Annotated in this window: 22 protein-coding genes and 3 pseudogenes; 13 read left to right on the top strand and 12 right to left on the bottom strand. The window is 57.8% G+C overall.

All coding sequences use genetic code 11. The features are described 5' to 3' along the window. Positions 1-7: 7 nt before the first annotated feature. Both purL and QTO30_RS03290 read right to left on the bottom strand, forming a co-directional pair. Complete coding sequence (purL, locus tag QTO30_RS03285; RefSeq protein WP_340422479.1) at positions 8-2,167, bottom strand: phosphoribosylformylglycinamidine synthase subunit PurL; 2,160 nt, start codon at positions 2,165-2,167, stop codon at positions 8-10. Between the two features lie 358 nt (positions 2,168-2,525). Then, positions 2,526-3,433: pseudogene (locus tag QTO30_RS03290) on the bottom strand (LysR family transcriptional regulator). A 158-nt stretch (positions 3,434-3,591) separates the two neighbouring features. On the opposite strand from QTO30_RS03290, the gene QTO30_RS03295 reads away from it, so the two are divergent. From QTO30_RS03295 to QTO30_RS03345, 11 genes are all read left to right on the top strand, one after another. Then, positions 3,592-7,023, top strand: coding sequence for an indolepyruvate ferredoxin oxidoreductase family protein (locus QTO30_RS03295; RefSeq protein ID WP_445327125.1), 3,432 nt, complete (start codon positions 3,592-3,594; stop codon positions 7,021-7,023). 56 nt (positions 7,024-7,079) lie between these two features. Continuing rightward, positions 7,080-7,988 (top strand): lysophospholipid acyltransferase family protein, encoded by a 909-nt coding sequence (locus QTO30_RS03300; protein ID WP_340422481.1) that lies wholly within the window; start codon positions 7,080-7,082, stop codon positions 7,986-7,988. Next, positions 7,966-8,778, top strand: coding sequence for a glutamate racemase (locus QTO30_RS03305; protein ID WP_340422483.1), 813 nt, complete (start codon positions 7,966-7,968; stop codon positions 8,776-8,778). Before QTO30_RS03300 ends, QTO30_RS03305 begins: the two co-directional genes overlap by 23 nt. Before the next feature lie 36 nt (positions 8,779-8,814). After that, positions 8,815-9,843, top strand: a complete 1,029-nt coding sequence (gene argC / locus QTO30_RS03310; RefSeq protein WP_340422485.1) for an N-acetyl-gamma-glutamyl-phosphate reductase — start codon at positions 8,815-8,817, stop codon at positions 9,841-9,843. After that, entirely contained in the window at positions 9,840-10,310 is a 471-nt protein-coding gene (gene ccmE, locus QTO30_RS03315) for a cytochrome c maturation protein CcmE (RefSeq protein ID WP_340422487.1), read from the top strand. The genes argC and ccmE overlap by 4 nt, the downstream gene beginning before the upstream one ends. Positions 10,311-10,355: 45 nt before the next feature. After that, positions 10,356-10,967, top strand: coding sequence for a holin-associated N-acetylmuramidase (locus tag QTO30_RS03320; RefSeq protein WP_340422488.1), 612 nt, complete (start codon positions 10,356-10,358; stop codon positions 10,965-10,967). Further along, entirely contained in the window at positions 10,958-11,458 is a 501-nt protein-coding gene (locus QTO30_RS03325) for a holin family protein (protein WP_340422490.1), read from the top strand. The genes QTO30_RS03320 and QTO30_RS03325 overlap by 10 nt, the downstream gene beginning before the upstream one ends. Next, positions 11,448-11,651 (top strand): pseudouridine synthase, encoded by a 204-nt coding sequence (locus QTO30_RS03330; RefSeq protein WP_340422492.1) that lies wholly within the window; start codon positions 11,448-11,450, stop codon positions 11,649-11,651. The genes QTO30_RS03325 and QTO30_RS03330 overlap by 11 nt, the downstream gene beginning before the upstream one ends. A gap of 75 nt (positions 11,652-11,726) precedes the next feature. Beyond that, complete coding sequence (locus tag QTO30_RS03335; protein WP_340422493.1) at positions 11,727-13,703, top strand: heme lyase CcmF/NrfE family subunit; 1,977 nt, start codon at positions 11,727-11,729, stop codon at positions 13,701-13,703. After that, complete coding sequence (locus QTO30_RS03340) at positions 13,700-14,149, top strand: cytochrome c-type biogenesis protein (RefSeq protein ID WP_340422494.1); 450 nt, start codon at positions 13,700-13,702, stop codon at positions 14,147-14,149. The genes QTO30_RS03335 and QTO30_RS03340 overlap by 4 nt, the downstream gene beginning before the upstream one ends. Positions 14,150-14,209: 60 nt before the next feature. Beyond that, positions 14,210-14,986 carry an enoyl-CoA hydratase-related protein gene (locus QTO30_RS03345; protein WP_340422495.1) on the top strand — a complete coding sequence of 259 codons (777 nt, stop codon included), beginning with the start codon at positions 14,210-14,212 and terminating at the stop codon, positions 14,984-14,986. Here the strand turns inward: QTO30_RS03345 and QTO30_RS03350 are convergent. The 3 genes from QTO30_RS03350 to gltX form a co-directional block, all read right to left on the bottom strand. After that, positions 14,971-15,468: a GNAT family N-acetyltransferase gene (locus QTO30_RS03350; RefSeq protein ID WP_340422497.1), complete on the bottom strand. Its 498-nt coding sequence runs from the start codon at positions 15,466-15,468 to the stop codon at positions 14,971-14,973. The genes QTO30_RS03345 and QTO30_RS03350 overlap by 16 nt on opposite strands. A gap of 36 nt (positions 15,469-15,504) precedes the next feature. Beyond that, complete coding sequence (locus QTO30_RS03355) at positions 15,505-16,800, bottom strand: citrate synthase (RefSeq protein WP_340422499.1); 1,296 nt, start codon at positions 16,798-16,800, stop codon at positions 15,505-15,507. A gap of 95 nt (positions 16,801-16,895) precedes the next feature. Beyond that, positions 16,896-18,290 (bottom strand): glutamate--tRNA ligase, encoded by a 1,395-nt coding sequence (gene gltX, locus QTO30_RS03360; protein ID WP_340422501.1) that lies wholly within the window; start codon positions 18,288-18,290, stop codon positions 16,896-16,898. Between the two features lie 82 nt (positions 18,291-18,372). Between gltX and QTO30_RS03365 the strand changes: the two genes are divergently transcribed. Together QTO30_RS03365 and QTO30_RS03370 are read left to right on the top strand one after the other, a co-directional pair. Next, positions 18,373-18,882 carry a DUF4131 domain-containing protein gene (locus tag QTO30_RS03365; RefSeq protein ID WP_340422502.1) on the top strand — a complete coding sequence of 170 codons (510 nt, stop codon included), beginning with the start codon at positions 18,373-18,375 and terminating at the stop codon, positions 18,880-18,882. Between the two features lie 37 nt (positions 18,883-18,919). Next, the gene (locus QTO30_RS03370; RefSeq protein WP_340422503.1) at positions 18,920-20,503 is read left to right on the top strand and encodes a ComEC/Rec2 family competence protein; all 1,584 of its coding nucleotides are present in this window, start codon (positions 18,920-18,922) and stop codon (positions 20,501-20,503) included. Here the strand turns inward: QTO30_RS03370 and lexA are convergent. The 7 genes and pseudogenes from lexA to QTO30_RS03405 form a co-directional block, all read right to left on the bottom strand. Continuing rightward, positions 20,497-21,183: a transcriptional repressor LexA gene (lexA, locus tag QTO30_RS03375; RefSeq protein ID WP_340422505.1), complete on the bottom strand. Its 687-nt coding sequence runs from the start codon at positions 21,181-21,183 to the stop codon at positions 20,497-20,499. The two genes, QTO30_RS03370 and lexA, sit on opposite strands and share 7 nt — an antisense overlap. 121 nt (positions 21,184-21,304) lie before the next feature. Further along, positions 21,305-22,475: pseudogene (locus tag QTO30_RS03380) on the bottom strand (molybdopterin molybdotransferase MoeA). After that, positions 22,472-22,948, bottom strand: coding sequence for a cyclic pyranopterin monophosphate synthase MoaC (moaC, locus tag QTO30_RS03385; protein WP_340422506.1), 477 nt, complete (start codon positions 22,946-22,948; stop codon positions 22,472-22,474). The pseudogene QTO30_RS03380 and the gene moaC overlap by 4 nt, the downstream one beginning before the upstream one ends. Next, positions 22,948-23,754, bottom strand: a complete 807-nt coding sequence (gene trpC, locus QTO30_RS03390; RefSeq protein WP_340422508.1) for an indole-3-glycerol phosphate synthase TrpC — start codon at positions 23,752-23,754, stop codon at positions 22,948-22,950. Before trpC ends, moaC begins: the two co-directional genes overlap by 1 nt. Then, positions 23,751-24,392 carry a uracil-DNA glycosylase gene (locus QTO30_RS03395; RefSeq protein WP_340422510.1) on the bottom strand — a complete coding sequence of 214 codons (642 nt, stop codon included), beginning with the start codon at positions 24,390-24,392 and terminating at the stop codon, positions 23,751-23,753. The genes trpC and QTO30_RS03395 overlap by 4 nt, the downstream gene beginning before the upstream one ends. After that, positions 24,392-25,409 (bottom strand): annotated as a pseudogene (gene trpD, locus QTO30_RS03400) (anthranilate phosphoribosyltransferase). Before trpD ends, QTO30_RS03395 begins: the two are co-directional and overlap by 1 nt. Continuing rightward, positions 25,406-25,987, bottom strand: a complete 582-nt coding sequence (locus tag QTO30_RS03405) for an anthranilate synthase component II (RefSeq protein WP_340422512.1) — start codon at positions 25,985-25,987, stop codon at positions 25,406-25,408. The pseudogene trpD and the gene QTO30_RS03405 overlap by 4 nt, the downstream one beginning before the upstream one ends. Positions 25,988-26,017: the final 30 nt, after the last annotated feature.

A 26,017-nucleotide genomic window follows, 5' to 3' on the forward strand; every position in this document is an offset into this window, starting at 1 on the left:
ACGTTGATCAGGCGACGGCACTTGCGAAGGCGCTGCGGAACGTCGCGGACAACTCTGAAAGCGGGGCGCTTTGGCTGCCGAAAGTGATTTGATCGCCGCCAACCTTCCCAACCGTCGTGAGTGTCACACCGACTTGGTTTGCGGCGATCATCAGTGCTTCGGCATGATCGAAGTTACAGCCAATCAGATAGCGTGCCTGATCTTCGCCGAAGAGGGTGGGTGTGTCTTCAATATCGAGGGCGACGCCAACGCCAGCAGCTTCGGCAAGCTCGAACGCCGCCAGAGCGAGCCCGCCATCGGCGAGATCGGTGCACGCTTTGATATGCGCGTGGTTGGCACGGATGAAATCGCCGTGTACCTTTTCTGCGGCCAGATCAACCGGTGGCGCATCACCCTCTGCACGGTCATAGACCTCTGCCAGCAGGGCGGATTGACCGAGGTGGCCGTTGGTTTCGCCTAAGAGCAAGAGGAGGTGCCCTTCGCGTATCTCGCCTGTGATCATGTGGTCGGGATTGTTGATTATGCCAACAGCACCAATCGTGGGTGTGGGCAGGATGCCCTTGCCGTCGGTTTCGTTATAAAGTGACACGTTGCCGGAGACGATGGGCATGTCGAGGGCGGCAACGGCTTCGCCGATCCCTTGGATCGCGCCGACGAATTGCCCCATGATGCGCGGCTTTTCAGGGTTGCCGAAGTTCATGTTGTCAGTTGTGGCCAGCGGGGTTGCACCAACGGCGGTGAGGTTGCGATAGGCCTCAGCCACCGCTTGCTTGCCGCCTTCGACCGGATTGGCTTTGACGTAGCGCGGAGTGACGTCGCTGGTGAAGGCCAGCGCCTTGTCGGTGCCATGCACGCGCACGATGCCCGCGCCTGCACCGGGCGCGCGGGCCGTGTCGCCCATGACCTGTTGGTCATATTGTTCATAGACCCACTGCTTGCCTGCATAATTGGGGCTGTTGATCAGCGCCCTCAGGCCGTCGATGGGGTGCACACCTGCGATCTCACCCAATGGGTCGGCGGTCGGTGTCGGCTCCCACGGGCGGTCGTATTCGGGCGCTGAGCCGGAGAGGGTGGCCAATGGTAGGTCGGCCATGACTTCGCCATCGTGTTCAACGAGGAAGCGGTCCTCAGCGATGGTTTCACCCACGATCGCAAAGTCGAGGTCCCATTTTTCGAAAACGGCACGCGCTTCGGCTTCGAGCTCTGGTTTGAGGACCATGAGCATGCGTTCCTGGCTTTCTGACAGCATCATCTCATAGGCGGTCATGTTCTCTTCGCGCTGGGGAACGGCGTTGAGGTTCAGCTTGACGCCAAGGCCACCTTTGTCGCCCATCTCTACAGCCGAACATGTCAGGCCAGCGGCCCCCATATCCTGGATCGAGATCACGGCACCTGTGGCCATCAGTTCCAGCGTCGCCTCCATCAGCCGCTTTTCGGTGAAAGGATCACCGACTTGCACGGTGGGGCGCTTTTCTTCAATCGTGTCGTCAAACTCGGCAGAGGCCATGGTGGCGCCGCCAACCCCATCGCGGCCTGTTTTGGCGCCGAGATAGACGACGGGCATGCCGATGCCAGAGGCGGCTGAGTAGAAGATTTTGTCGGCGTCTGCGAGACCAGCGGCGAACGCATTGACCAGACAATTGCCGTTATATGCTGGATCAAACCGAACTTCGCCGCCGACAGTGGGTACACCGAAGCAGTTGCCGTAGCCACCAACACCAGCGACGACGCCGTTGACCAGTTGACGCGTCTTGGGGTGATCTGGTTCGCCAAATGAAAGCGAGTTCATCGCAGCAATAGGCCGCGCCCCCATCGTGAAGACATCGCGCAGGATGCCACCCACGCCGGTCGCTGCCCCTTGGTAGGGTTCGATATAGCTGGGGTGGTTGTGGCTCTCCATTTTGAATACGACCGCTTGACCGTCGCCAATATCGACAACGCCCGCGTTTTCACCGGGGCCGCAGATGACCTGCGGACCTTCGGTAGGCAGGGTACGCAGCCATTTCTTCGAAGACTTGTAAGAGCAGTGCTCATTCCACATCGCCGAAAAGATGCCCAGTTCGGTAAAACTTGGCTCGCGTCCGATGATCTCAAGAATGCGCTGGTATTCGTCAGGCGAAAGCCCATGGGCTGCGATCAGGTCTTCGGTGATGGCTAGCTCTTGCATCTTGTCCCCCGGGGCTTGAGTCGCGCGTGTTTTAAGGGGTTGCGCCTGAGAGGGAAAGGGAAGTGTCGATTTGTATGCGCAGATGCCTTACCGGGGTCACTTGATCGGGTATGGAAGGATATCGGACCGGGGATGCGACGGCAAAAAAAATGCCGGGCGCGAAGCCCGGCGTAGTCCAACAGGGAGGTGAAGATGATGAGCGCTTAAGCATCACCGCCTTCGAGAGTTGAGATAGGGTGCGTTTTTTGACCATTCAAGAAAAAATGGGGGTAAAACAGCGCAAAGCCGCTATGTGCTCTGTGCATAGCTGAGGGATCGGCAAGGGTGACCGCCAACTTCTGTCAATGGAATGAGGTGCTTAGCCATCAGCCGTTTCCCGCATCTTGCGGCGGTGTGCAAAGATTTCGTCCTGCACAAAATCACGAAAAGCCGCGATCCGTTTGGATTGACGCAATTCCTCGGGGTAGGCGAGGAAGACAGGGACTTCGCCGCTTTCGAGGTCTGGCAGAACGCGCACCAGATCGGGGAAGTCCTCTGTCACGTAGTCGGGCAGCACGCCAATGCCGATGTTATGCAGTACCCCTTGCAATACCCCAAAGTAGTTATTGACGGTGAATGTGTTCGGAATATCAGCGGTCATCAGGTGCTGCAGCAATGTCGCCCCGGCGGCCACTTGAATGGAATTCAGGCTTTGGCCAATCAGGCGGTGTTTGGACATATCCGAGAGTTCGACAGGTGTCCCGTTCTCTTCCAGATAGGATTGTGTTGCAAAAAGCCGCATGCGGACGGACATCAGCCGCTTGCGGATCAGGTCAGCTTGCGAGGGTTCTTTCATGCGGATGGCCACATCGGCCTCGCGCATCGGCAGATCCAGGACGCGCTCTTCCAACATCAGGTCAATTTTCAAGTCGGGGTAGAGTTCGTAAAGCTTGGGCAGCCGTGGGGCCAGCCAAAGCGTGCCGAAGCCGGTCGTCGTCGTGACCCGCAATTCGCCAAAGACTTCTTCCTCACTGTCGCGGATGCGGGCGGACGCGGCCTCTAGCCTTTTGTTCATGGATTTGGTGGCGTCAAAAAGCAGCTCACCCTGTTCGGTCAGGATCAGTCCGCGCGCGTGGCGGTGAAAAAGTGTGGTGTTCAGTGATTCTTCCAGCGCCCGAATTTGCTTAGGCTGACGGCCGATTGCGACAGATGCAGCGTATCGCCCGCGTGGGTCAGTGATCCTGCGTCAGCGACCGCGTGAAATATTCTTAGCTTGTCCCAGTCCATATCGCCCCGCCACCACTCTTGTTATCGCTATCTTTGGCAGAACATTACGCGCAGACGGTGTTCCGATGCAAACACACATCGGATTAATTTTCCTCTTTGTAGGTCAGTCTTTTTGACCTATAGTTTGGACAGGAAATTGAAGCGCGGGGAGGTGCGAAATGACCCATCAAGATGTGTCCCTAAATGACCGGTACGACCTGAACAAACATCAGATTTTGCTGAATGGGACACAGGCGCTGGTGCGGTTGATGCTGATGCAGCGGGCGCGCGACGCGAAAGCTGGACTGAACACAGCGGGTTATGTCACCGGTTATCGTGGATCGCCGCTTGGTGCGGTTGATATGCAGATGACGCGCGCCAAAGACGTGCTGGAGCCTGCGCAGATTACATTCCAACCAGGATTGAACGAAGACTTAGCCGCGACCGCCCTTTGGGGCAGCCAGCAGGCTGAACTGCGAGGTGAAGGCAAGCACGACGGGGTGTTCGGTCTGTGGTATGGCAAAGGCCCCGGTGTGGACCGTTCCGGCGACGTGATGCGCCATGCCAATATGGCGGGAACGTCGCCCAGTGGCGGGGTGATCATGGCGATGGGCGATGATCACACAGGCGAAAGCTCGACCACTTTGCATCAGTCCGACTGGGCGATGATCGACGCCTATATGCCGATCGTATCGCCTGCGGGTGTTCAGGAAATCCTCGATTACGGCCTTTATGCATGGGAGCTGTCGCGCTTTGCGGGCGTCTGGGTTGGCCTGAAGACCATGAAAGACACGATTGAGGTCACGTCTGTTGTCGATGGTGACCCGGATCGCGTGTCCTTTATACGCCCTGATTTTCCAATGCCCGAGGATGGCTTGAACATCCGACTGGTCGATACGCCGCAGCTGCAAGAAGCGCGGATGATCGACCACAAACGCTTTGCGGCCGAGGCATTCAGCCGCGCGAACAAGATGGACCAGCGCAAATGGGGCAAGCCGGGGGCAAAGATTGGTTTTGTTGCCGCTGGTAAGAACTGGCTCGATTTGCAGCATGCACTGTCGCTGTTGAACATTGATGAGGCCGAGGCTGAGCGGTTGGGGATCACCACCTATAAGGTTGGTCAGGTTTGGCCGCTGGATATGATGTCGTTCCATGAATGGGCCGAGGGGCTGGACTTGATCGTCGTGGTTGAGGAAAAGCGCAAGCTGATCGAGGTGCAGGTTAAAGAAGCGATCTTTGATGACCGCCGGGGCCGCCGCGTTTACGGTTGGCACAAAGGCGACGAGCACTCCGAAGGGCGCCGTGAAGAGGTGTTTCAAACCAAGGCGGATATCAATCCGATTGTCGTGGCCGAGAAACTGGGCGGCATTCTTGTGGAAGAGGGCTGCGGCTCTGCGCGGGTAACAGCGGGCCTGCTGGCCTTGTCAGAAGCGCGCCGCGCCGACAATGCACCCGAGATTGCGCAGCGATTGCCGTATTTCTGTTCGGGTTGCCCCCATAACTCTTCGACGAAAGTACCGGAAGGATCGCGGGCCTACGCTGGTATTGGATGCCATTACATGGTGCAGTGGATGGACCGCGACACCGTCGGCTTTACACAGATGGGCGGCGAAGGGGCCAATTGGGTCGGTGAAGCGCCGTTTTCGACACGGGATCATGTGTTCCAGAACCTTGGCGACGGCACATACAACCACTCCGGTGTACAGGCCATTCGCTTTGCAATGATGGCCGGGACGAACATCACGTACAAAATCCTCTATAACGACGCGGTTGCGATGACCGGCGGCCAAGGCAACGACGGTGGGCTGACGGCTGATCAGATCTGCCGCGAAGTTCAGGCCATGGGCGTGCGCAATATCGCACTGGTCTATGATGAGAAGGAAGATGTCGATCTCGGCCTTTTCCCCAAAGGACTCGATGTGCACGAACGCGTCGACATGCCTGCGGTGCAAGAGAAATTCAGCAATTACAAAGGCGTGTCTGTCATTGTCTACGTGCAGACCTGTGCTGCCGAAAAGCGCCGTCGCCGCAAACGTGGCCAATTTCCTGACCCGGACAAGCGCGTCTTTATCAACACTGACATCTGCGAAGGCTGTGGCGATTGCGGGGTACAATCGAACTGTGTGTCCATTGTGCCGGTTGAAACGGAACTGGGCCGCAAGCGCGCGATTGATCAATCGTCTTGCAACAAGGATTTTTCCTGTGTGAAAGGGTTCTGCCCGTCGTTCGTCACCATCGAAGGTGCGCAGATTCGAAAAGAGGCAACGGCAGAGGTGGAGCTGCCTGATCTGCCTGATCCAGAACTGCCCGCCATTGACGGGACCCATAACGTAGTGATCACCGGCGTCGGCGGGACGGGTGTCGTGACCATTGGCGCGGTGTTGGCCATGGCCGCCCATATCGACGGCAAAGGCGCCGGTATGATGGAGATGGCGGGGCTGGCCCAAAAGGGTGGGGCGGTGCATATCCATTGCCGTATCGGTGAAAAGCCCATCGATATCAGTGCAATCCGTGTTGCCACAGGTGAATGCGATGCCTTGATTGGTGGCGATCTGGTGGTGTCTGCCGGGGCCAAAACGATTGGTTTGATGAAAACCGGGCGCACCAAAGGTGTGGTGAACAGTCACGAAATCATCACCGGCGATTTCACCCGTGACACCGAGTTTCGTTTGCCATCCGATGAATTGAAAATCTCACTCGAGGCGCGGTTGTCGGATGCACTGACGATGTTTGATGCCTCTGATCTGGCCAAGGCGCTCTTGGGCGACAGCATCTATTCCAATATGATGGTCTTTGGCGCGACATGGCAAATGGGCGCAATTCCAGTCAGTTATGAGGCGATCTTACAAGCGATTGAGTTGAACGGTGCCGCTGTGAACCGCAACATACGCGCGTTTGAACTGGGCCGTTGGGCCTATCTATATCCGCAGGATGCCGCTGCTTTGCTCACGCCCAATGTGGCGGCGTTGCCGAAGTCACTTGACGAAAAAATCGCGTTTCGCGAAGCGCATCTGATCGACTATCAAGGCAAGCGATTGGCGCGGCGCTACCGCAAATTCGTAGATCAGGTACAGGATACGCCGCTGCGTGAAGCGATTGCCTTGGGCTACCATAAGTTGCTTGCTTACAAAGATGAGTACGAAGTCGCGCGCTTATTGACCAAGACGCAAGAGAAGGCCGCGTCAGAATTCGATGGTGATTTGAAGCTGACCTATCATCTGGCCCCGCCCATGCTGACCAAGACTGGCTCAGACGGACGGCCCGCCAAGAAAGAATATGGTGCGGGCATGGCGTGGGCGTTTCCCAAACTGGCCAAGTTGAAATGGCTGCGCGGCACCCCATTTGACCCGTTTGGTCGCACCGCTGAGCGCCGGATGGAGCGCGCCCTTATCAAGGAGTATGAGGACGATATGGCGGAAGTTTTGCGTATCCTGCGCCCCGATACCCGCGATGCGGCGATTGCTTTGGCAGCCTTACCACGTGAGATACGCGGTTTCGGCCCCGTGAAAGAGGCAAATGCGCGCAAAGCTGCTAAGCGGCGCGAGGAGCTTTGGCGACCTTGCGTGCAGCGCCGATGCAACAGGCGGCAGAGTAACAACAGATTGTCATAGGATTGTCGCCTGAGCGTGATATGCAACTGGTACTTTTGCCAATGTAAGAACTGCATATGACAGCACCCGAACGCCAAGCGGCCCGCGATATCACCTATGCCTCATCTGCTAAGCGGCGCAGCGGGCGCGCCGTAATCCGTGTGTTGGAGAACGCCACTGGGCGTTTGCGCCTGATCCGAAAGGCCCGTGGCTATGGCGCGGAAGTCGCTGCAGGTGCGGATTTTTGGCAGGTGATGTCAGCGCGCTACGGTGTCAGCCTCAATGTGGTGACCGGCTCGCTAGACAATATCCCGACCGAGGGGTCACTGATTGTGGTCTCAAACCACCCTTATGGCATTCTGGACGGTTTGATGATGGGGCGCATTCTGTCCGAACGTCGTCAGGGCGATTTCCGTGTCCTTGCACATCGCATCTTCCGCCGTGCTGCGGATTTAGAGCAGATCATATTGCCGATCTCTTTTGACGAAACGAAAGAAGCCGCCAAGTTGAATCTTGAGACCCGCAGCAAAGCGGTTGAGTACCTCAAATCCGGCGGTGCAATCGGCATTTTTCCCGGTGGCACCGTGTCGACCTCGGCGACACCTTTCTCCAAGCCGATGGACCCAAGCTGGCGTACGTTTACAGCCAAGATGATCGCAAAATCCGGCGCAACCGTTGTCCCTGTTTTCTTTGAGGGCCACAACAGCCGCCTGTTCCAGCTGGCCAGCCATTTGCACAGCACATTGCGCACTGGCATGTTCATTCGCGAGTTCAAGTCTAAGATCAACAAACCCGTTCGCGTTGTCATCGGCGAACCCATACCCGCCGACATGCTCGCCCAATTCAAAAAAGACCCCAAGGGGTGCATGGATTTCCTGCGAAAAGCCACGTATGAGTTGAGCCCAAGCCCGGTGGATCCAACTCACCTGGGTCATGAGTTTGAAGAGAAGTACAAGGCACGCAATGGCAGTGGGCATATTCGATAGTGGGCTAGGCGGCCTTACGGTGCTGGACGCCGTAGCGAAACGCTTGCCTGATCTGCCACTGGTCTACATGGGCGATAGCGCGCATGCGCCTTATGGTGTGCGGGACTCTGACGATATCTACGATCTAACCACGAAAGCCACGCAGCGCCTGTTTGACGCGGGCTGTGATCTGGTGATCCTAGCCTGCAACACCGCCTCTGCCGCGGCCCTGCGCCGCATGCAGGAAGGTTGGGTGCCCGAGGGCAAGCGCGTCTTGGGGGTGTTTGTGCCACTGATTGAAGCACTGACAGAGCGGCAATGGGGCGACAACTCCCCGCCGCGCGAGGTGGATGTGAAGCACGTGGCACTGTTTGCAACGCCCGCAACTGTATCGAGCCGGGCGTTTCAGCGCGAACTGGCGTTTCGCGCGATTGGCGTGGATGTAGAGGCGCAGGCCTGCGGCGGTGTTGTGGATGCCATCGAAGAGGGCGATATGATTTTGGCCGAGGCATTGGTGAATAGCCATGTGGACGCGCTTAAGCGCAAGATGCCAGAACCGGATGCGGCTGTTCTGGGGTGCACACATTATCCGTTGATGGCGCAGGAATTTCAGAAATCGCTTGGCCCCGATGTGAAAGTGTTTAGCCAGGCTGAATTGGTGGCAGAAAGCCTTGCCGATTATCTGGATCGGCGGCCTGAAATGGTCGGGCCGGGAACCGATTCTGCGTTCCTCACAACTGGTGATCCGGCTCAAGTATCCAGTCGTGCGACCCAGTTTTTGCGACGACAAATCACCTTTGACGCCGCCTGAACCCATTTACGACCATTCATCCCAAGGGATAATCCAATGACCTATAACGTCGCCATTCTTGGCGCTTCTGGTTACACCGGTGCCGAACTCGTGCGCCTGATCGCAACACACCCCAGCCTGCAAATTGTGGGCCTGTCGGGGAATTCCAAGGCCGGTATGGCCATGGCCGATGTGTTCCCACATCTGCGCCATCTCGACCTGCCCGCGCTGACAACAATTGAAGAGATGGACCTGACAGATGTCGATCTGGTGTTTTGCGCCTTGCCGCATGCCACATCGCAGGCGGTCATTTCGAAACTGCCGCAGAACCTGAAGATCATCGACCTTTCTGCCGACTTCCGGCTGCGTGACCCGGCCGATTATGAAAAATGGTACGGCAAAGGCCATGCCGCGACCGAGATGCAGGGTGAGGCCGTCTATGGCCTAACCGAGTTTTATCGCGACCAAATCAAGGGTGCGCGTTTGGTCGCCGGTACGGGTTGCAACGCGGCCACGGGCCAATATGCACTGCGTCCATTGATTGAATCGGGTGTTATTGATCTCGATCAGATCATCATCGACCTAAAAGCGGCAGTATCAGGCGCAGGACGCAGCCTGAAGGAGAACCTGTTGCACGCAGAGCTGTCAGAAGGGGCCCAGGGCTATGCCGTTGGCGGCACCCATCGGCATCTTGGTGAGTTTGATCAGGAATTCTCGGCCATCGCCGGGCGCCCGGTTCACGTGCAGTTTACCCCGCATTTGATCCCGGCCAACCGCGGCATTTTGGCCACCACCTATGTGCAGGGCGATCCGGAGACTATATATGATATGCTGGCTGCAGCTTATGCGGATGAGCCGTTTATTGAGGTACTGCCGATGGGACAAACGCCGTCGATGAAACATGTAAGGGCGTCGAATTTTTGTCATATCGGCGTGGTCGCCGACCGCGTGCCGGGGCGGGCGATTGTGATCGCTGCTTTGGATAACCTGACGAAAGGGTCTTCGGGCCAGGCGTTGCAGAATGCCAACCTGATGCTGGGCCTGCCAGAGACGGAGGGCCTGATGCTGGCCCCTGTGTTCCCATGAGCGGGGGCCTCAAAAGCCTCAAAAAGCGCCGCCGTGTTCAGGTGATGTCCATGGCGGGGGTCAGCATTGCGCTGGTCCTCGTGCTGCTATGGTTCTTGCCAGATGACAGCTTCCAATTCTTCCGTTCTCCTTCGGAAGTGGCAGAAGCACCGCCACCACCAAATGAGCGGTTCCGCATCGGCGGATTAGTCGCCGAAGGGTCGATCGTGCGCGGTCAGGGTGAGCAGGTCAGCTTTTCTGTGACCGATGGTGGCGCGGTTGTGCCGGTTGTTTATACAGGCATCCTGCCGGACCTGTTTGAGGAAGGTCAGGGCATGGTGGCGCAGGGAAATTACATCAACGGTCGCTTTGAAGCTGTTGAAATTCTTGCGAAACATGATGAGACGTATATGCCGTCTGAGGTGATTGATGCCTTGAATGAGCAGGGTACCTATGTGGACCCGGACGGTACTGTCGTCACACATTAACCAATAGATCGCAGTCTTTGTCCCGACCTTATGGAAGGGGCCAAGATGCAGAACGTTACCCAAATTGCCAAAGAGATTGTTGCCCGTGAGGGTGGCTATGTGAATGACCCCGATGATCCCGGCGGGGCGACAAACTATGGCGTGACAATCCATACGATGCGCCGGTTGGGCCTTGATCTGACCAAGGATGGGCAGGTCGACAGTGATGACGTCCGGGTTCTGACGCGGGCGCATGCGGTGTCGATCTTTGTTGAACACTATTTTCGCGGGCCGCGGATTGACCGGCTGCCTGCGCCGTTGCACGCCAGCGTTTTTGACATGTATGTCAATGCCGGGGCCAATGCGGTGAAGATCTTGCAACGGCTGCTGGTCGAGATGCGGATTGACGTCACCGTTGATGGGGTGATTGGCCCGCGCACCATCGCTGCAACCAGACAGGCGATGGCGGCGGCACCGGATCATTTGGTGGATGCTTATGGGATCGCGCGCCGCAACTACTACTATGACCTCGCGGATCGCCGCCCCGCCAGCCGCAAATATGCCCGCAGGCGTGATGGTGGGAAAGGCGGATGGATCAAGAGGGCGGAAGAATTCATCTCGGATCGCTATCATCTGACCGCGGCGCAACACAAAGCACGGGTGGCACAATGGGTTTGATATCTGGGATCATGACGTTCCTGTTTGGGGACGGGCGCAATGTAGTGGCCGAAACGGCCGAGGTGTTTCGCGAGAATGCAGAGAATGGCGCGGTGCGTGCCGCATCTGCGCGATCAGATAGCCTTGCACAGTTTGCGGCAGAATTTGTGCATCCCCGTCGCGGTGTGTTCGACCGGATTGTTGATGGTTTGAACCGGCTGCCGCGTCCCGCCTTGGCGCTTGGCACAATCTGGCTTTTCATCATGGCAATGCAGCAGCCCGAGCAATTTAGTAAGGGCATGCAAGGGCTGGCCATTGTGCCGGAACCGCTGTGGTGGCTGATGGGGGCGATTGTGAGCTTTTATTTCGGCGCGCGCCACCAGGTGAAATCACAGGAATTTCAGCGCGCTATCGCATTGAGTTTGGCTGCAGGTCAGGTCACGGCGCCACAGCCTCAACCGTCATCTACAAATCCCGCGCTTCAGGACTGGCAGGCCAGCCGTGCAGAGTGAAGGCGCCGGGCAACTTGAGCGCCGCATCATCGCGTTGGAGATGCGTAATGCCGTGGACGATGTCCATCGCGCGAATGTTGCCAATCGGTTAAGCGCGATTGAGGATACCTTGAAGTGGCTGGTGCGCTTGGTCATCGGCGGGCTTCTGATGGCCGGTGTCACCTACGCGATGCAGGGCGGATTGGCCATCTGAGGGTGCGCCAAAATGTACCGCAGATGTGAGCGGTCTGGTGTGTCGTCCGGTTTCTGAATGGGGTATGTGTTCCTCATGTTGATAGAACTCGGACACTTCGCTTTGATTCTGGCTTTTGGTATCGCCATTATCCAGATGATCGTGCCAATGGTCGGCGCGCATCGTGGCAACGCCGGTTGGATGGCCTTGGCCGAACCGGCTGCGACGGTGCAGTTTCTGCTAACCGCCTTTTCATTTGCCGTGCTGACATGGGCGTTTCTGACGTCTGATTTTTCATTGCAGCTCGTCTACCTCAACTCCCATACGGACAAGCCAATGATCTACAAGATCACGGGTGTCTGGGGGAACCACGAAGGGTCGATGCTGCTCTGGATGGTGATCCTGACGCTCTTTGGGGCCTGTGCCGCATGGTTCGGCGATGGTCTGCCAGCGCGCTTGCGGGCAAGGGTGCTGTCGGTGCAGGCATCCATTGCGGTGGCGTTCTTTGCTTTTGTGCTGTTCACATCCAACCCTTTCCTGCGCCTTGAAGTGCCACCACTCAATGGCCGCGACCTCAACCCGCTGCTGCAAGACCCCGGCTTAGCCTTCCACCCACCGTTCCTCTACCTTGGATATGTGGGTCTGAGTATGTCCTTCTCCTTCGCCATTGCTGCCCTGATTGAGGGTCGCGTGGATGCCGCATGGGGCCGTTGGGTCCGTCCTTGGACACTGGCCGCCTGGATGTTCCTGACGGTCGGTATCGCACTTGGCTCCTGGTGGGCCTACTACGAATTGGGTTGGGGTGGCTTCTGGTTCTGGGACCCGGTCGAGAACGCGTCCTTTATGCCTTGGCTGATTGCGGCGGCCCTGCTTCATTCGGCCATTGTGGTTGAAAAGCGCGAGGCGCTGAAAAGCTGGACCATTCTGCTGGCGATCATGGCGTTTGGGTTCTCGCTTCTGGGTGCCTTCATCGTGCGCTCAGGTGTGCTGACGTCGGTGCACGCCTTTGCCAATGACCCTGAGAGAGGCATGCTGATCCTGATCATCCTCGCGATTTTCCTTGGTGGTGCACTAACGCTTTTCGCATTGCGCGCAGGGTCCATGGAATCCAAGGGCGTGTTTTCAACTGTCAGTCGCGAAAGCGCGCTGATTCTGAACAATATCCTATTGTCGGTCAGTTGTTTTGTTGTCTTCATCGGCACCATCTGGCCACTGGTGTCCGAGTTGCTGTTTGACCGGACCGTGTCAGTGGGGCCGCCGTTCTTTGATGCAGCCTTTACGCCTTTCATGGTGGCCTTGGCGATTGCCTTGCCGCTGGGATCCATCCTTGCTTGGAAGCGGGGCACGCTGGGCCGGGCTTCTAAATCCCTTTGGGGCTGGCTTGTGCTCGCCATCGTGATGGCTGGACTTGCCTACGCCATCCAAAGCGGCAACTCGGCGCTTGGCCCCATCGGTGTGGCCTTGGGCGTCTGGGTGGTTGGCGGTGCCATCGCGGATCTGTGGATGCGTAGCGGGCGTGACAGCTTAGCGGATCGTCTGCGCCGGATGACGCGCCTGCCCCGCGCAGACTGGGGTAAGGCCACCGCGCATATCGGGATGGGTGTGACGATCTTTGGGATCGCGGCCATGCTGGCGTGGGAGAAGGAAGACATCCGTGTCGCCCAGATTGGTGATGCGTGGACCGTCGGGCAGTTTGAATTCCGGCTTGATGGGGTGAACCAGCTTGAAGGGCCGAACTATATCACGACGATGGCCGATATCTCGGTCTGGCGGGGTGACCGGCAGGTCGGTGATCTACACCCCGAAAAACGGTTCTATCCGGTGGCAAATATGCCCACGACAGAGGCCGCCATTATCAATGGTGTGATCCGCGACATCTATGTCGTGGTCGGTGATCCGCAGGAAAACGGCGGCTGGGCTGTTCGTATCTATCTCAAGCCGTTTGCCAACTGGATTTGGGGCGGCGCGATCCTCATGGCGCTCGGGGGCTGTTTCTCACTCTCTGACCGTCGTTTGCGGATCGGTGCGGCTTCGGCCAAGAAAACAACACCAAAGGCGGTGCCAGCGGAATGAGACGGTTACTGGTAGTCATGCTGTTATTGGCGTCTCCGCTTTGGGCGGTTGACCCGAAAGAGATCCTTGATGATCCGGTGCTGGAAGAGCGTGCACGCTCCCTTTCGCAGGAGCTGCGCTGCCCAGTCTGCCGCAACGAAAGCATTGATGAAAGCAATGCGGCTTTGGCGCAGGAGTTGCGGATTGTGCTGCGCGAAAGGATCGTCGCAGGTGATACCGATCAGGACGCCCTGGACTTTATGGTCGCGCGGTACGGCGAATTTGTGATGCTGCGTCCAGACACCAGCGGCGCGAACCTGATCCTCTGGCTCGCAGCGCCTGTAATGCTGCTGATCGCGCTTATCGTTGGCTGGACCACGATCCGTGCCAAACGCGAGGTCGCAGAAGGCCTGACTGAGGCCGAAAAGGCCGAATTGGAGAAAATCTTGGGGCGTGACGCGCCGTAGGGCTTTCCTAAACTGATCAGTTCATTACCTTAGGGGAAACTTTGCAAAAGGATCCCGCGCATGGACTATCAGGCCATCAAACTTGTCATTCGGAACTCTGTCGCAGTGATCACACTGAATCGCCCCGACATGATGAATGCGCTCAACACCCAAATGCGGGCCGAGATTACCCACGCAATGAAGGTGGCAGAACAAGAGGCACGCGTCGTCGTGCTGACGGGCGCGGGCAAAGCGTTCTGTTCCGGTCAGGACCTTGGCGATGGGGGGAATGCAGCTTCCATGGATTTGGAGAGGACGTTGCGTGATGAATACGTCCCGATGCTCAAAGCGATCTTTGATTGCCGCGTGCCAACCATTTCTGCGGTCAACGGCCCAGCGGCTGGGGCAGGTGCGAACCTTGCCTTGGCGGCGGATGTGGTGATTGCGTCGGATGAGGCGTATTTCATTCAGGCCTTTACCCGCATTGGCCTGATCCCGGATGCCGGCGGCACCTATTGGTTGCCACGTCAGATGGGGGCGGCCAAGGCGATGGGTGCGGCGCTCTTTGCCGATAAGATCAGCGCGCAGCAAGCCTGCGACTGGGGTATGATCTATGAAACCGCCCCGGCGGCCACTTTCCTTGAACATGTGCAGGGTCGGGCGGCGCATCTGGCGCAGGGGCCGACGGTCGCTTACCGCCAGTTGAAGAAAGCGATCCGAGGGTCGTTTGAGAACTCTTTGGACGATCAACTGGCTTTGGAAGCAAAACTGCAAGGGCGTTGCGGCAAGACCCGCGATTTCCAAGAGGGTGTGGTCGCGTTCCTGGAGAAGCGCAAGGCGGTTTACGAAGGGCGCTGAAGCGCGAAGTAAACGCTGTCGGACCATTCGCCATTGATGCAGAATGTCCTTTCGGCCCGGTGGGTTTCCTGAAATCCCAGCGATTTCAGGAGTTCCACCGAGGCGGCGTTCCGCGGGTCCGCCTCCGCGGTCAATTGCGTATGATCCGTCACCTCAAAAAGATAGGGAATGATCGCGTTCATCGCCTCGGTCACAATCCCTTGCCGCCAGAAATCCGGATGCAACAAGAAGCCGACCTCATCGGTCTTGTGCATCCCTGCGGTGCCAATTGCACGCCCAGCCATTTCGATGACAAAGTATGTCAGCTGCCGTTCGGCCGTTGCAATCAGCCGGTCTAGGTTTTGTTGCGTCCGTTCAGGGTTTTCATGCGCTGCGGTTGACCAGTACCGCATGGCGTGCGTGTCGCTAAAGATCGCGTAGAGGTCCATCAGGTCGTCCTGCTTGGCACCACGCAGGATCAAGCGCTCAGTTCTTATAGCCATGTGCAAAAAGGGCCGCCCGAAGGCAGCCCAGACATCCTAGCGTTTTTCGATGTCGACATAATCGCGCTGCATCTCACCCAGATAAAGCTGGCGCGGACGACCGATTTTTAACTGTGGATCGGCCAGTTGTTCGGACCATTGCGAAATCCAGCCTACCGTACGCGCCAATGCAAAGATTGGCGTAAACATCGAGGTCGGGAAACCCATCGCCTCAAGAATGATGCCAGAGTAGAAGTCCACGTTGGGGAACAGTTTTTTCTCAGCAAAATACGGATCGGCGAGCGCTTGTTTTTCAAGCTCTTTGGCGACTTGCAGGATCGGGTTATTCTCGACACCCAACAGATCAAGCACCTCATCGGCGCTTTCCTTCATCACGGTCGCGCGCGGGTCGAAGTTCTTATACACACGGTGACCAAAGCCCATCAGGCGATAGCTGTCGTTCTTGTCTTTGGCACGCGCGATAAACTCTGGAATGCGGTCAACGGTGCCGATTTCCTTCAGCATCTCAAGACATGCCTGATTTGCACCACCGTGGGCAGGACCCCAAAGGCAGGCGATACCAGCAGCGATGCAGGCAAATGGGTTTGCCCCGGAAGACGACGCCAGACGGACAGTTGAGGTCGACGCGTTCTGTTCGTGATCGGCGTGCAGCGTGAAGATCCGGTCCATCGCACGGCTGAGGATCGGGTCAACAACGTATTCCTGCGCAGGCACAGCAAAGCACATGTGCAAGAAGTTCGCGGCATAATCGAGGTCATTGCGTGGGTACACAAACGGTTGGCCGATCGAATACTTGTAAGCCATCGCCGCGACCGTTGGCATCTTGGCGATCAGACGGATCGTGGCGACTTCGCGCTGGTGCGGGTCATTGATATCGGTTGAATCGTGGTAGAACGCGGACATCGCCCCCACAACACCGACCATTGTGGCCATGGGGTGTGCATCACGGCGGAAGCCGCGGAAGAAGTTGTGCATCTGCTCGTGGATCATCGTGTGATTGGTCACAAGGCACTCGAACTTCTCCAACTGCTCTGCAGACGGCAATTCACCGTAGAGCAGCAGATAGCAGACTTCGAGGTAGTGCGATTTGCCAGCCAACTGATCAATCGGATAACCACGGTGCAAGAGCACACCCTCATCACCGTCGATGAATGTAATTGTGCTGTCGCAGGCAGCAGTCGAGGTAAATCCGGGGTCGTAGGTAAAGACGTCCGCTTGCCCATAAAGCTTGCGAATGTCGATCACATCGGGTCCGCCAGTTGGGGAGTGCACGGGCAATTCGTAGGTTTCGCCCTTCAGCGTCAGCTTCGCGGTATCAGTGTTCTCGGCCATGTGTATTCCCCTTTCGGTCCCCGTGTCTGGTGAAGACAGGGGCGGCTTCAATCGTCGTTGGCATCCGGTTAGCTGCTATTCGTAACGAATAGGTTTCAGCGACTGGCATCCTGCAGGCGGGCGATGGTTTCATCTTGCCCCAGAACCAACATCATATCGAACATACTGGGTGAAACCGCGCGTCCTGCGAGTGCCGCGCGCAAAGGCCCGGCCAACTTGCCTAGTTTCATGTCATGAGCTTCGGCAGTGGATGCGACGATCCCCTCTAGGATGTCTCGGGACCAGCTAGCATTTTGCAGCTGCGGCGTCAATTCATTCAGTATACCACGGGATACATCGGTGAGGTGGGTCGCGGCTTTTTCTTCCGGAACAATGGGACGGTTTGCCAGGACAAAGTATGCTTTATCAATGAGTTCCGGGAATGTCTTCGCCCGCTCTTTGAGGCAGTACATCGCCTTCACCATTCCGTCTGTTTGTGTTTCAGTCAGCGCCTCGGCCCCGGTTGCCGCAAGGAAACCCTGTAGTTCTTGCAGCAGCGCAGCATCGTCCGCGACGGCAATGTGTTGGCCGCAGATGTTTGCGAGTTTTTTGAAATCAAACCGCGCCGGTGATTTGCCGATCCCGCCCAGATCAAACCACTCGCGCGCCTGTGCATCCGAGAAGAATTCGTCGTCCCCATGGCTCCACCCCAGCCGGGTGAGGTAGTTGCGCATGCCAGCGGCTGGATAACCCAGCGCCTGATACTCGGCGGCACCGGTCGCGCCGTGCCGTTTAGAGAGTTTCTTGCCATCCGGGCCAAAAATCAGCGGAATATGGGCCAGGGTCGGTTTGTTCCAACCCATCGCATCGTAGATCAGGTTTTGCCGGAATGCATTGGCAAGGTGGTCATCGCCACGGATCACATGGGTGACACCCATATCATGATCATCAACCACGACGGCGAGCATATAAACCGGCGTCCCGTCCGAACGCAGCAGGATCATATCGTCGAGCTGGTCGTTGGACCAGGTCACATCGCCTTGCACTTCATCATACAGTGTCGTCTGGCCCTCGCGCGGGGCCTTGATGCGGATCACATATGGCGCGTCAGGATGGTCTGCCTCTGCCACGTCGCGCCACGGCGAGCGGAAGAGGGTGGATGTCTTTTCGACCCGCGCTTTCTCCCGGAAAGCTTCAATTTCGTCCTGCGTGCTGAAGCACTTGTAAGCGGCGCCTTTGGCCAGCAACTCATGCGCGACCGCGGCATGGCGGTTCGCGTTAGCAGCCTGACTGGACGGTTCGCCATCCCAATCAAGCCCCAGCCAAGTCAGCCCGTCCAGAATCGCCTGTCGGTTTTCATTCGTTGAGCGCGCCTTGTCCGTGTCTTCGATCCGCAACAGGAACTTACCACCACGTCCACGGGCATAAAGCCAGTTAAACAAAGCGGTCCGCGCTCCACCAATGTGCAAGGCACCTGTGGGCGACGGGGCGAAACGCGTGACAACGGACATGGGGTATTAACCTTTCGCTAACCAGCCTTCCGGTAGGGTTCCGGCTTAAGCGTGGGATAGAAGACTGCGGGGTGAAGGACAAGTGCGCGCGCAGATTGAAGCAGCACTTCTGGCGCAACGTGGATCGCTGATCGGCTGGGTCCCTGTGTGTCTCGGGCTGGGTGTTGGCACCTACTTTGGCCTGCGATCAGAGCCTGACTTGTTGGTCATGATCTGCCTGTGTTTTGGGGTCTTTGCCGCTTTGGTTGCTGCGCGGATGGTGCCGGTGGCCTTTGCGCCCTTGCTGGTCGCTGTGGCCTTGGTTTTCGCCGGGATTGGTGTCGCCAAATATCGGGTGACCACCGTTGAAGCGCCCATCCTGAACTTCCGCTACTACGGCCCCATCGAAGGCAGGGTCGTCAATATCGACCGATCTGCGAGTGACGCGATAAGGCTGACGCTTGACCGCGTGGTTCTGGCCCGCATGGCACCGGACCGCACACCTGAACGGGTGCGGGTGTCTTTGCATGGCGATCAGGTCCTGAAGGTGTTCATACCCGGCGATGTGCTGATCCTGACGGGGCATCTGTCGCCATGCGGCGGGGCCTGCTGAACCGGGCGGCTTTGATTTTCAACGCCACGCTTGGTTCTTGCAGCTGGGGGCGGTTGGCTACACGCGCACGCCCGTTTTGCGGCTAAGCGTGCCGGACAGCCCGGATATTGGGACCCGGATCTTCGGTTGGCGGATGTCGCTTTCGCAAGCCGTCCAAACCGCGATGCCCGGTGAGACGGGGGCCTTTGCCGCCGCCATCATGACCGGAGACCGGTCGGCGATGGGGCAAGAGACACTGACCGATTTGCGCACGTCGAACCTGGCACATTTGCTCGCGATTTCGGGGCTGCACATGGGGCTGCTGACAGGCTTTATCTTTGCCTTTGTGCGCTATGGATTGGCGCTGATCCCCGGTGTAGCCCTGCGCTGGCCAACAAAGAAGATCGCGGCGGTTTGCGCAATGATCGTGGGGGCATTCTATCTGGCCCTGTCAGGTGGCAGCGTGTCGACGGAACGCGCTTATATCATGGTCGCCGTGATGTTCGTGGCGATCCTTTTAGGGCGGCGTGCGCTGACTCTGCGCGCGGTCGCAATGGCAGCGATCATTGTTTTATTGTGGCAACCCGAGGCTTTGATCGGGCCGGGGTTTCAAATGTCTTTTGCAGCAACAACGGCGCTTGTCGTGGCCTTTGGCGCATTGCGGCGCATGAATTTATCGGGTCTGCCGCGCTGGTTACGACCTGTCTTATCAGTGGTGCTGTCATCTTTTATCGCAGGATTGGCGACAGCACCGTTTGCCGCCGCACATTTTAACCAAATTGCGCATTACGGTTTGATTGCCAATGTGGTGAGCGTGCCACTGATGGGGGTTTTGGTCATGCCAGCGGCTGTGTTGGCCGTGTGCCTTGCCCCCTTTGGCTTGTGGGGCATCGGTCTGTGGTTGATGGAGATCGGCCTGCGGTGGATCTTGTTTGTCGCCGCCACTGTGTCAGCGCGGGATGGCGCGCTGGGGCACGTCTGGGCACCTGACTGGTACGTATTGCCGATCTTGTCGCTAGGGTTGTTATGGTTCGTTCTGGTTGCCGGGCGGGGGCGGCTTGTGGGCGCCATAGCCGCTGTTTGCGCCTTCGGTCTTTGGCAGCAAACCCAGCGACCAGAGGTATTGGTCGCCGATAGTGGCGCATTGATGGGTGTGTTGGGCGAGCAGGGGCGCGCCTTGTCAAAGGCACGGGGTAGCGGTTTTGTTGCCGGGATCTGGCTGGAAAACGATGGGGCACCGGTAGCGCAGGACCAAGCAGCCAGCCGCGAAGGGCTGCGCACCGAAGGGCGGGTGACGGAAGCGACTGTTGGTGGATGGCGGGTTTTGCAAGTGTCTGGCAAAACAGCGCTCGCCGATCTCGCCGGATGTGATGGCGCAGACATCTTGATCAGCAATCAGGTGGACGATATCGAGCGGCCCTGCGCCGTGTACGACCTTGCGCGACTACGCAATACTGGCGCGCTGGCCTTCAATCTTGCAGCAAATGGAGACCTGGTGATCGACACGGCGCATCATTGGTCAGGTCAACGCCCATGGAACATGCGGCAGGGGGATGTGCCTGCAATACACCGGATGTCCGTTGAGCAACAAAAAAGGGCCGCCGATGCGACCCTCTTCAGTGCAAATCGTAGGGATCAATAGGTACGGATGAGGCCGACCAAACGCCCCTGCACTTTGACTTGATCGTCGCGGAACACGCGGGTTTCATAAGCCGGGTTTGCCGCCTCCAAGGCGATGGCAGCCCCATTTCGGCGGAACCGTTTCAAGGTTGCTTCATGCCCTTCAACCAAGGCCACGACAATATCGCCATTATCGGCTACAGTCGTTTCACGAATGACAACGACATCGCCATCATTGATGCCCGCCTCAATCATTGAATCGCCTTTCACTTCAAGTGCGTAGTGATCGCCAGCACCCACCATGGATTGTGGGACAGAAACGTTGCGTGATGCTTCGCTGATCGCCTCAATCGGGACACCAGCGGCAATCCGGCCCATCATTGGCAGATCGACAGATCCCTTGTCGACGGGAAGCGCGGTCACTGGGGTGCTGTCGGGTTTGTCACCATCAATGACGCGCGGCGTAAACCCCGTTTTCGTTTGCATGGCTTCAGGGAGTTTGACAATCTCCAAAGCCCGCGCGCGATGGGCAAGGCGGCGGATGAAACCGCGTTCCTCCAAAGCGGTGATCAGACGGTGAATGCCGGATTTAGATCGCAGATCCAGCGCCTCTTTCATCTCGTCAAAACTGGGGGGGACACCGTCGCGTTGTACGCGCTTGTGGATAAACTCCAACAGGTCGAGCTGTTTTTTGGTCAACATAGGCGGCTCCGTTGTCACGTTTTGCATATGTTCTATTCATGTTCTTGTTTTGTGTCAACACTGTATGGTGGTGTTGATACTGCAAGATGCCTGCCACGAAAGTTTGACGGGAAGCAGAACATCAGAGGCGGATGATCTTGATCGGTTCGCCTGCGTTGCGTGCCGGATCGTTGGGGGGCGGATCGCAAGACAGTTGGCGTCGGCAAGAACTGTAAGGAGCGCGCTGTCCTGGCGATCAAAGAGAGTGACCCCGTCAACGCCGATATGCGCGCGCATGTAGTGTTCGCGGGGGCCGTTTGGGGGGCGTCCTTTGCGAGTGTTTGGGTTTCGCGTTGGGCGGGGGCCGCGCCAAGTCCCAGCATCTTACGTATCATGGGGGCGAGAAAGATATGCCCGCAGACCATTGCAGATACCGGGTTGCCCGGCAGGCCGATCATCGCCGCCTTGCCCATGCGCCCGGCCATCAGCGGTTTGCCCGGGCGCATTGCGACTTTGTAGAATGACCGGTCCATACCTTTGGCCTGCGCCACTTCGCCGACCAGATCGTGGTCTCCGACCGACGCACCGCCGATGGTAACAATCAGGTCGGCATCGGCCGCCAGATCGAATGTGAGTGCCAAGGATGCCGTTGTGTCACGTGCAATCGGCAGCAAGCGGGCCTGAGCGCCGAGTGTCTCAACAAGTGCGGCGAGGCCGTAGCTGTTGGAGGCGATGATCTGGTCATCACCGGGTGTTTCCCCCGGCTGGACCAATTCGTCGCCGGTTGCGATGATCGCGACAACGGGGCGCCGGATGACCGGAACCGCGTCAATGTTCATAGAAGCCAGCAGGGCAACATCTGCCGGTGACAGCAGGCGCGGCGCTTTGATGACGTCTCCGCTTTTGAAGTCGGCACCTGCGGGCCGGACATGGGATTTGTCATTGGCGCTGTGGTCAATGGTGATCACGTCGCCTTTACGCGCGACATTTTCTTGAATGATGACGTGGTCAGTCCCGTCAGGCAGCGGTGCGCCCGTAAATATCCGCACGGCTTGAGACGGGCCGACGGTACCGTCCCATCTGTGCCCAGCCGCAGCTTCGCCAATGACATCATAGCTCTGGCCCGGCCTGATCGTTGCGGCCTTTACCGCGTAGCCATCCATCGCTGAGGCGGCAAAAGGCGGCTGGTTCCGCGCCGCCATCACATTGCGCGCCAGCACGCGCCCGCAAGCTTGTGTGAGTGGAACCTCTTCAGCCTCAAGCGGTGAAACGAGGGCGAAAAGCTGCGATAGCGCATCCGCGACCGAGATCATGGGTTCTCGAACCGCCCGGATTTACCGCCATCTTTGAAGGTCAGCCGCAGGCCGCCGATTTCCATGTCTTTCTGCACGGCTTTCACCATGTCGTAGATGGTCAGGGCGGCGGTGCTGACGGCGGTCAGGGCCTCCATCTCAACCCCGGTTTGGCCGCCGGTTTTGACTGTCGCGGTGATGCGGATGCCCGGTAGATCGGTGTCCGCTGTTAGTACAAGCGCGACCTTGGTGATAGGCAGCGGGTGGCAAAGCGGGATCAGTTCAGCGGTTTTCTTGGCCCCCATGATGCCAGCGATCCGCGCGATGCCAAGGACATCGCCTTTGTCGGCGCGGCCATCGGTGATCAACGCGAGTGTTTCAGTCGTCATCTTGATATGGCCTTCCGCAATCGCGGTGCGCGCGGTCACGGGCTTGTCCGAGACATCAACCATATGTGCTTTGCCGTCAGTATCGAAATGCGAAAGGCCCGCCATCACATCATTCCTGTGGCTGGATTGGCCAGCAGGGCGCGGGTGGCCGCTGCCACATCATCTTGCCGCATCAGGCTTTCGCCGATCAGGAATGTTCGGGCGCCGTAGCGGGCCATATCGGCCAGTTCAGCGGGCGTGTTCAACCCGCTTTCACAGACAATCATCCTGTCGGTTGGCACCAGTTTTGACAGGGTGCGCGTGGTATCGAGTGTTGTCTCAAAGGTCTTCAGGTTGCGGTTGTTGATCCCCATGAGCGAAGACTTGAGCGCCGTAGCCCGTTCCAGCTCTGCGGCATCGTGGACTTCGATCAAAACATCCATCCCCCAGGAAAATGCCGCATCTTCAAGTTCTTGCGCCTGTGCGTCGCTGACGCTGGCCATGATGATCAGGATGCAATCGGCGTGCAGGGCGCGTGCTTCGGCCACCTGATACGTGTCATACATGAAGTCTTTGCGCAGGGTAAGCAGATCAACGGCGGCGCGCGCGGCGGTCAGGTAACTGTCATCGCCTTGAAAGGACGGGCCGTCTGTGAGGACGGAAAGGCATGTGGCCCCGCCGTCGGCATAGGCTTCTGCGAGCGCGGGTGGGTCGAAGTCTGCGCGGATCAAACCTTTGGAGGGGCTGGCCTTCTTGATCTCGGCGATCAGCCCATAGCCTTCTCGTGCAGCATCGGCCAGCTTGGCGGCAAACCCGCGTGTTGCGGGTGCGGCTTTGGCGCGCGCTTCGACCTCATCCAGTGGCACGGATGCCTTGCGCGACGCGACCTCTTCCAATTTGTAAGCTTTGATTTTTTCGAGAATGTCGCTCATGGGTCCGCCCAGTTGATTGGCTCTTGGCCCTGATCAATAAGCCACTGGTTCACCTTTGAAAATGGGCGCGACCCGAAAAACCCGCGATGGACCGAGAGTGGGGAAGGGTGCGCGGATCGCAGTATCAAATGATGCGGTGCCAAGTGTTTGGCATAAGCCTGTGCTGGGTTGCCCCAAAGGATGAACGCACGCGGACGATCGTTCAGGTGCTGTAGTGCCTGTTGCACAAGCGCGGACCACCCCAGTTTGGCATGTGCCTTCGGCTGGCCCGGCGGCACAGACAGGGCCGTGTTGAGGAGCAAAACACCTTGGTCGGCCCAATCATGCAGCGCGGTTTTTGTGCGCACGCTTCCCGTATCACTTTGAATTTCCTTGAAGATATTGCCAAGGCTATCTAGCCTGCCGCCAAACGCCGTCGGGATCGAGAACGCCAGACCATCAGCCTTGCCCGGGGTGTGATAGGGGTCTTGGCCAAGGATCACGACGCGTGTGTCAGCAGGTTGTGTGCGTACAAGCGCGGTGAAGGTAAGTGCATGCGGCGGGAGAATATCACCCGCAATCGCATCGGCTATCTCGGGTAGGTCGTCGGCAAAGAAAGACAAATTGCCCCAGTCGCCAAGACCCGTCAGATCAAACATCACGCCGCAGATGTAATGCGCGCCAGCGTCTCAACAGCCTGCTTTGCCTTGCCTGCGTCAATACTATCGCGCGCGCGATCAACACCAGATTTCAGATCTGCGACCTTGTCGGCCACCACCAAAGCCGCCGCAGTGTTGAGCAGTACGGCGTCGCGGTACGCACCCTTCGCGCCATCAAATAAGGCCAGCATGGCTTGGGCGTTTTCCTCGGGTGTGCCACCAGTGATATCGCGGAAATCATGGACAGGCAGACCCGCATCCTCGGGATGGATTTCACGTGATGTGATCTTGCCGTTTTCCAAGGCTGCGACAGCAGTTGTTCCACAGATTGTGATTTCATCCGTGCCATCGCTCCCATGGACAAGCCAGGCCTTCTCAGTCCCAAGCTGTTGCAGTGTTTCAGCCATTGGAAAGATCAGATCAGGCGCGAATGCACCGGTCAGTTGTCGTTTAACGCCAGCCGGGTTTGTCAATGGTCCCAATATGTTAAAGATCGTTTTTGATCCCAGCTCAACACGGATTGGGCCTACATGCTTCATTGCCGGGTGGTGCATTGGGGCCATCATGAACCCAATCCCAGCCTCTGCTATGGCTTTTTCAACGGTCTCTGGCCCCACCATCACGTTAATGCCAAGCGCGCTTTGCACATCGGCCGTACCGGATTTCGACGACAGGTTGCGGTTGCCGTGTTTGGCGACCGGGACACCCGCGCTAAGCGGCAACGAAGGCGGTTGCCGTCGATATGTTGAGCGTGTGTTTCCCATCCCCCCCGGTCCCGACGATGTCCATGGCACCTTCAGGTGCTTTGACGGGGACACAATGGGCGCGCATCACAGCAGCGGCTGCGGCATACTCTGCCACCGATTCACCACGGGCGCGCAATGCCATCAGGAAACCACCGATCTGCGCCGGTGTGGCTATACCTTCGAACAAGTAACCGAAGGCTTCTTCCGCTTGCGCGCGGGAAAGCGGGCCTTCGGATGCGGCAAAGATCAGGGGCTTCATTGCGTCGCTCATGCGGGCACCTTTGTCATTTTCAGGAAGTTTTCCAGCATCTTGTGGCCATGCTCGGACCGTATGCTTTCAGGGTGGAACTGCACGCCATGGATCGGCAATTCCCGGTGTTGCAAGCCCATAATGGTGCCATCTTCCAATTCAGCTGTGACTTCCAGACTGTCAGGCAAGCTTTCACGCGCGACAATCAATGAGTGATAGCGGGTTGCCTTAAATGGACTGGGCAGACCGGCAAAAAGCCCTTTGCCCGTGTGCTGCATATTGCCCATTTTGCCGTGCACGATTTCATGACAGCGGGTGACTTTGCCGCCAAAGGCCTCTCCAATGGCCTGATGGCCCAGACAAACACCAATTAGCGGGGTTTTTGTTTCGGCAGCGGCATGCACCATAGATAGGCAAATCCCTGCTTGCGATGGTTCACAAGGCCCCGGTGACAACATGATTGCTGCCGGGCGCATCGCCATGGCCTCTTGCACATTCAGCGCATCATTGCGTTTGACCACAACCTCGGCCCCCAACTCGCCCAGATAATGCACAAGATTGTATGTAAAGCTGTCGTAGTTATCGATCAAAAGCAGCATGGTGAATTCCCGCGCAAGTCGTAAAAAAGG

The organism is Yoonia sp. GPGPB17 (genome assembly GCF_037892195.1).
GTDB lineage: Bacteria > Pseudomonadota > Alphaproteobacteria > Rhodobacterales > Rhodobacteraceae > Yoonia.

Coding starts and splice junctions, on each gene's coding strand:
- QTO30_RS03335 (WP_340422493.1), top strand. CDS start 11,727: ATGTTGATAGAACTCGGACACTTCGCTTTGATTCTGGCTTTTGGTATC.
- QTO30_RS03355 (WP_340422499.1), bottom strand. CDS start 16,800: ATGGCCGAGAACACTGATACCGCGAAGCTGACGCTGAAGGGCGAAACC.
- QTO30_RS03350 (WP_340422497.1), bottom strand. CDS start 15,468: ATGGCTATAAGAACTGAGCGCTTGATCCTGCGTGGTGCCAAGCAGGAC.
- QTO30_RS03405 (WP_340422512.1), bottom strand. CDS start 25,987: ATGCTGCTTTTGATCGATAACTACGACAGCTTTACATACAATCTTGTG.
- QTO30_RS03320 (WP_340422488.1), top strand. CDS start 10,356: ATGCAGAACGTTACCCAAATTGCCAAAGAGATTGTTGCCCGTGAGGGT.
- QTO30_RS03340 (WP_340422494.1), top strand. CDS start 13,700: ATGAGACGGTTACTGGTAGTCATGCTGTTATTGGCGTCTCCGCTTTGG.
- ccmE (WP_340422487.1), top strand. CDS start 9,840: ATGAGCGGGGGCCTCAAAAGCCTCAAAAAGCGCCGCCGTGTTCAGGTG.
- gltX (WP_340422501.1), bottom strand. CDS start 18,290: ATGTCCGTTGTCACGCGTTTCGCCCCGTCGCCCACAGGTGCCTTGCAC.
- QTO30_RS03325 (WP_340422490.1), top strand. CDS start 10,958: ATGGGTTTGATATCTGGGATCATGACGTTCCTGTTTGGGGACGGGCGC.
- purL (WP_340422479.1), bottom strand. CDS start 2,167: ATGCAAGAGCTAGCCATCACCGAAGACCTGATCGCAGCCCATGGGCTT.
- argC (WP_340422485.1), top strand. CDS start 8,815: ATGACCTATAACGTCGCCATTCTTGGCGCTTCTGGTTACACCGGTGCC.
- lexA (WP_340422505.1), bottom strand. CDS start 21,183: ATGTTGACCAAAAAACAGCTCGACCTGTTGGAGTTTATCCACAAGCGC.
- QTO30_RS03305 (WP_340422483.1), top strand. CDS start 7,966: ATGGCAGTGGGCATATTCGATAGTGGGCTAGGCGGCCTTACGGTGCTG.
- moaC (WP_340422506.1), bottom strand. CDS start 22,948: ATGGCGGGCCTTTCGCATTTCGATACTGACGGCAAAGCACATATGGTT.
- QTO30_RS03300 (WP_340422481.1), top strand. CDS start 7,080: ATGACAGCACCCGAACGCCAAGCGGCCCGCGATATCACCTATGCCTCA.
- QTO30_RS03395 (WP_340422510.1), bottom strand. CDS start 24,392: ATGTTTGATCTGACGGGTCTTGGCGACTGGGGCAATTTGTCTTTCTTT.
- QTO30_RS03295 (WP_445327125.1), top strand. CDS start 3,592: ATGACCCATCAAGATGTGTCCCTAAATGACCGGTACGACCTGAACAAA.
- trpC (WP_340422508.1), bottom strand. CDS start 23,754: ATGAGCGACATTCTCGAAAAAATCAAAGCTTACAAATTGGAAGAGGTC.
- QTO30_RS03345 (WP_340422495.1), top strand. CDS start 14,210: ATGGACTATCAGGCCATCAAACTTGTCATTCGGAACTCTGTCGCAGTG.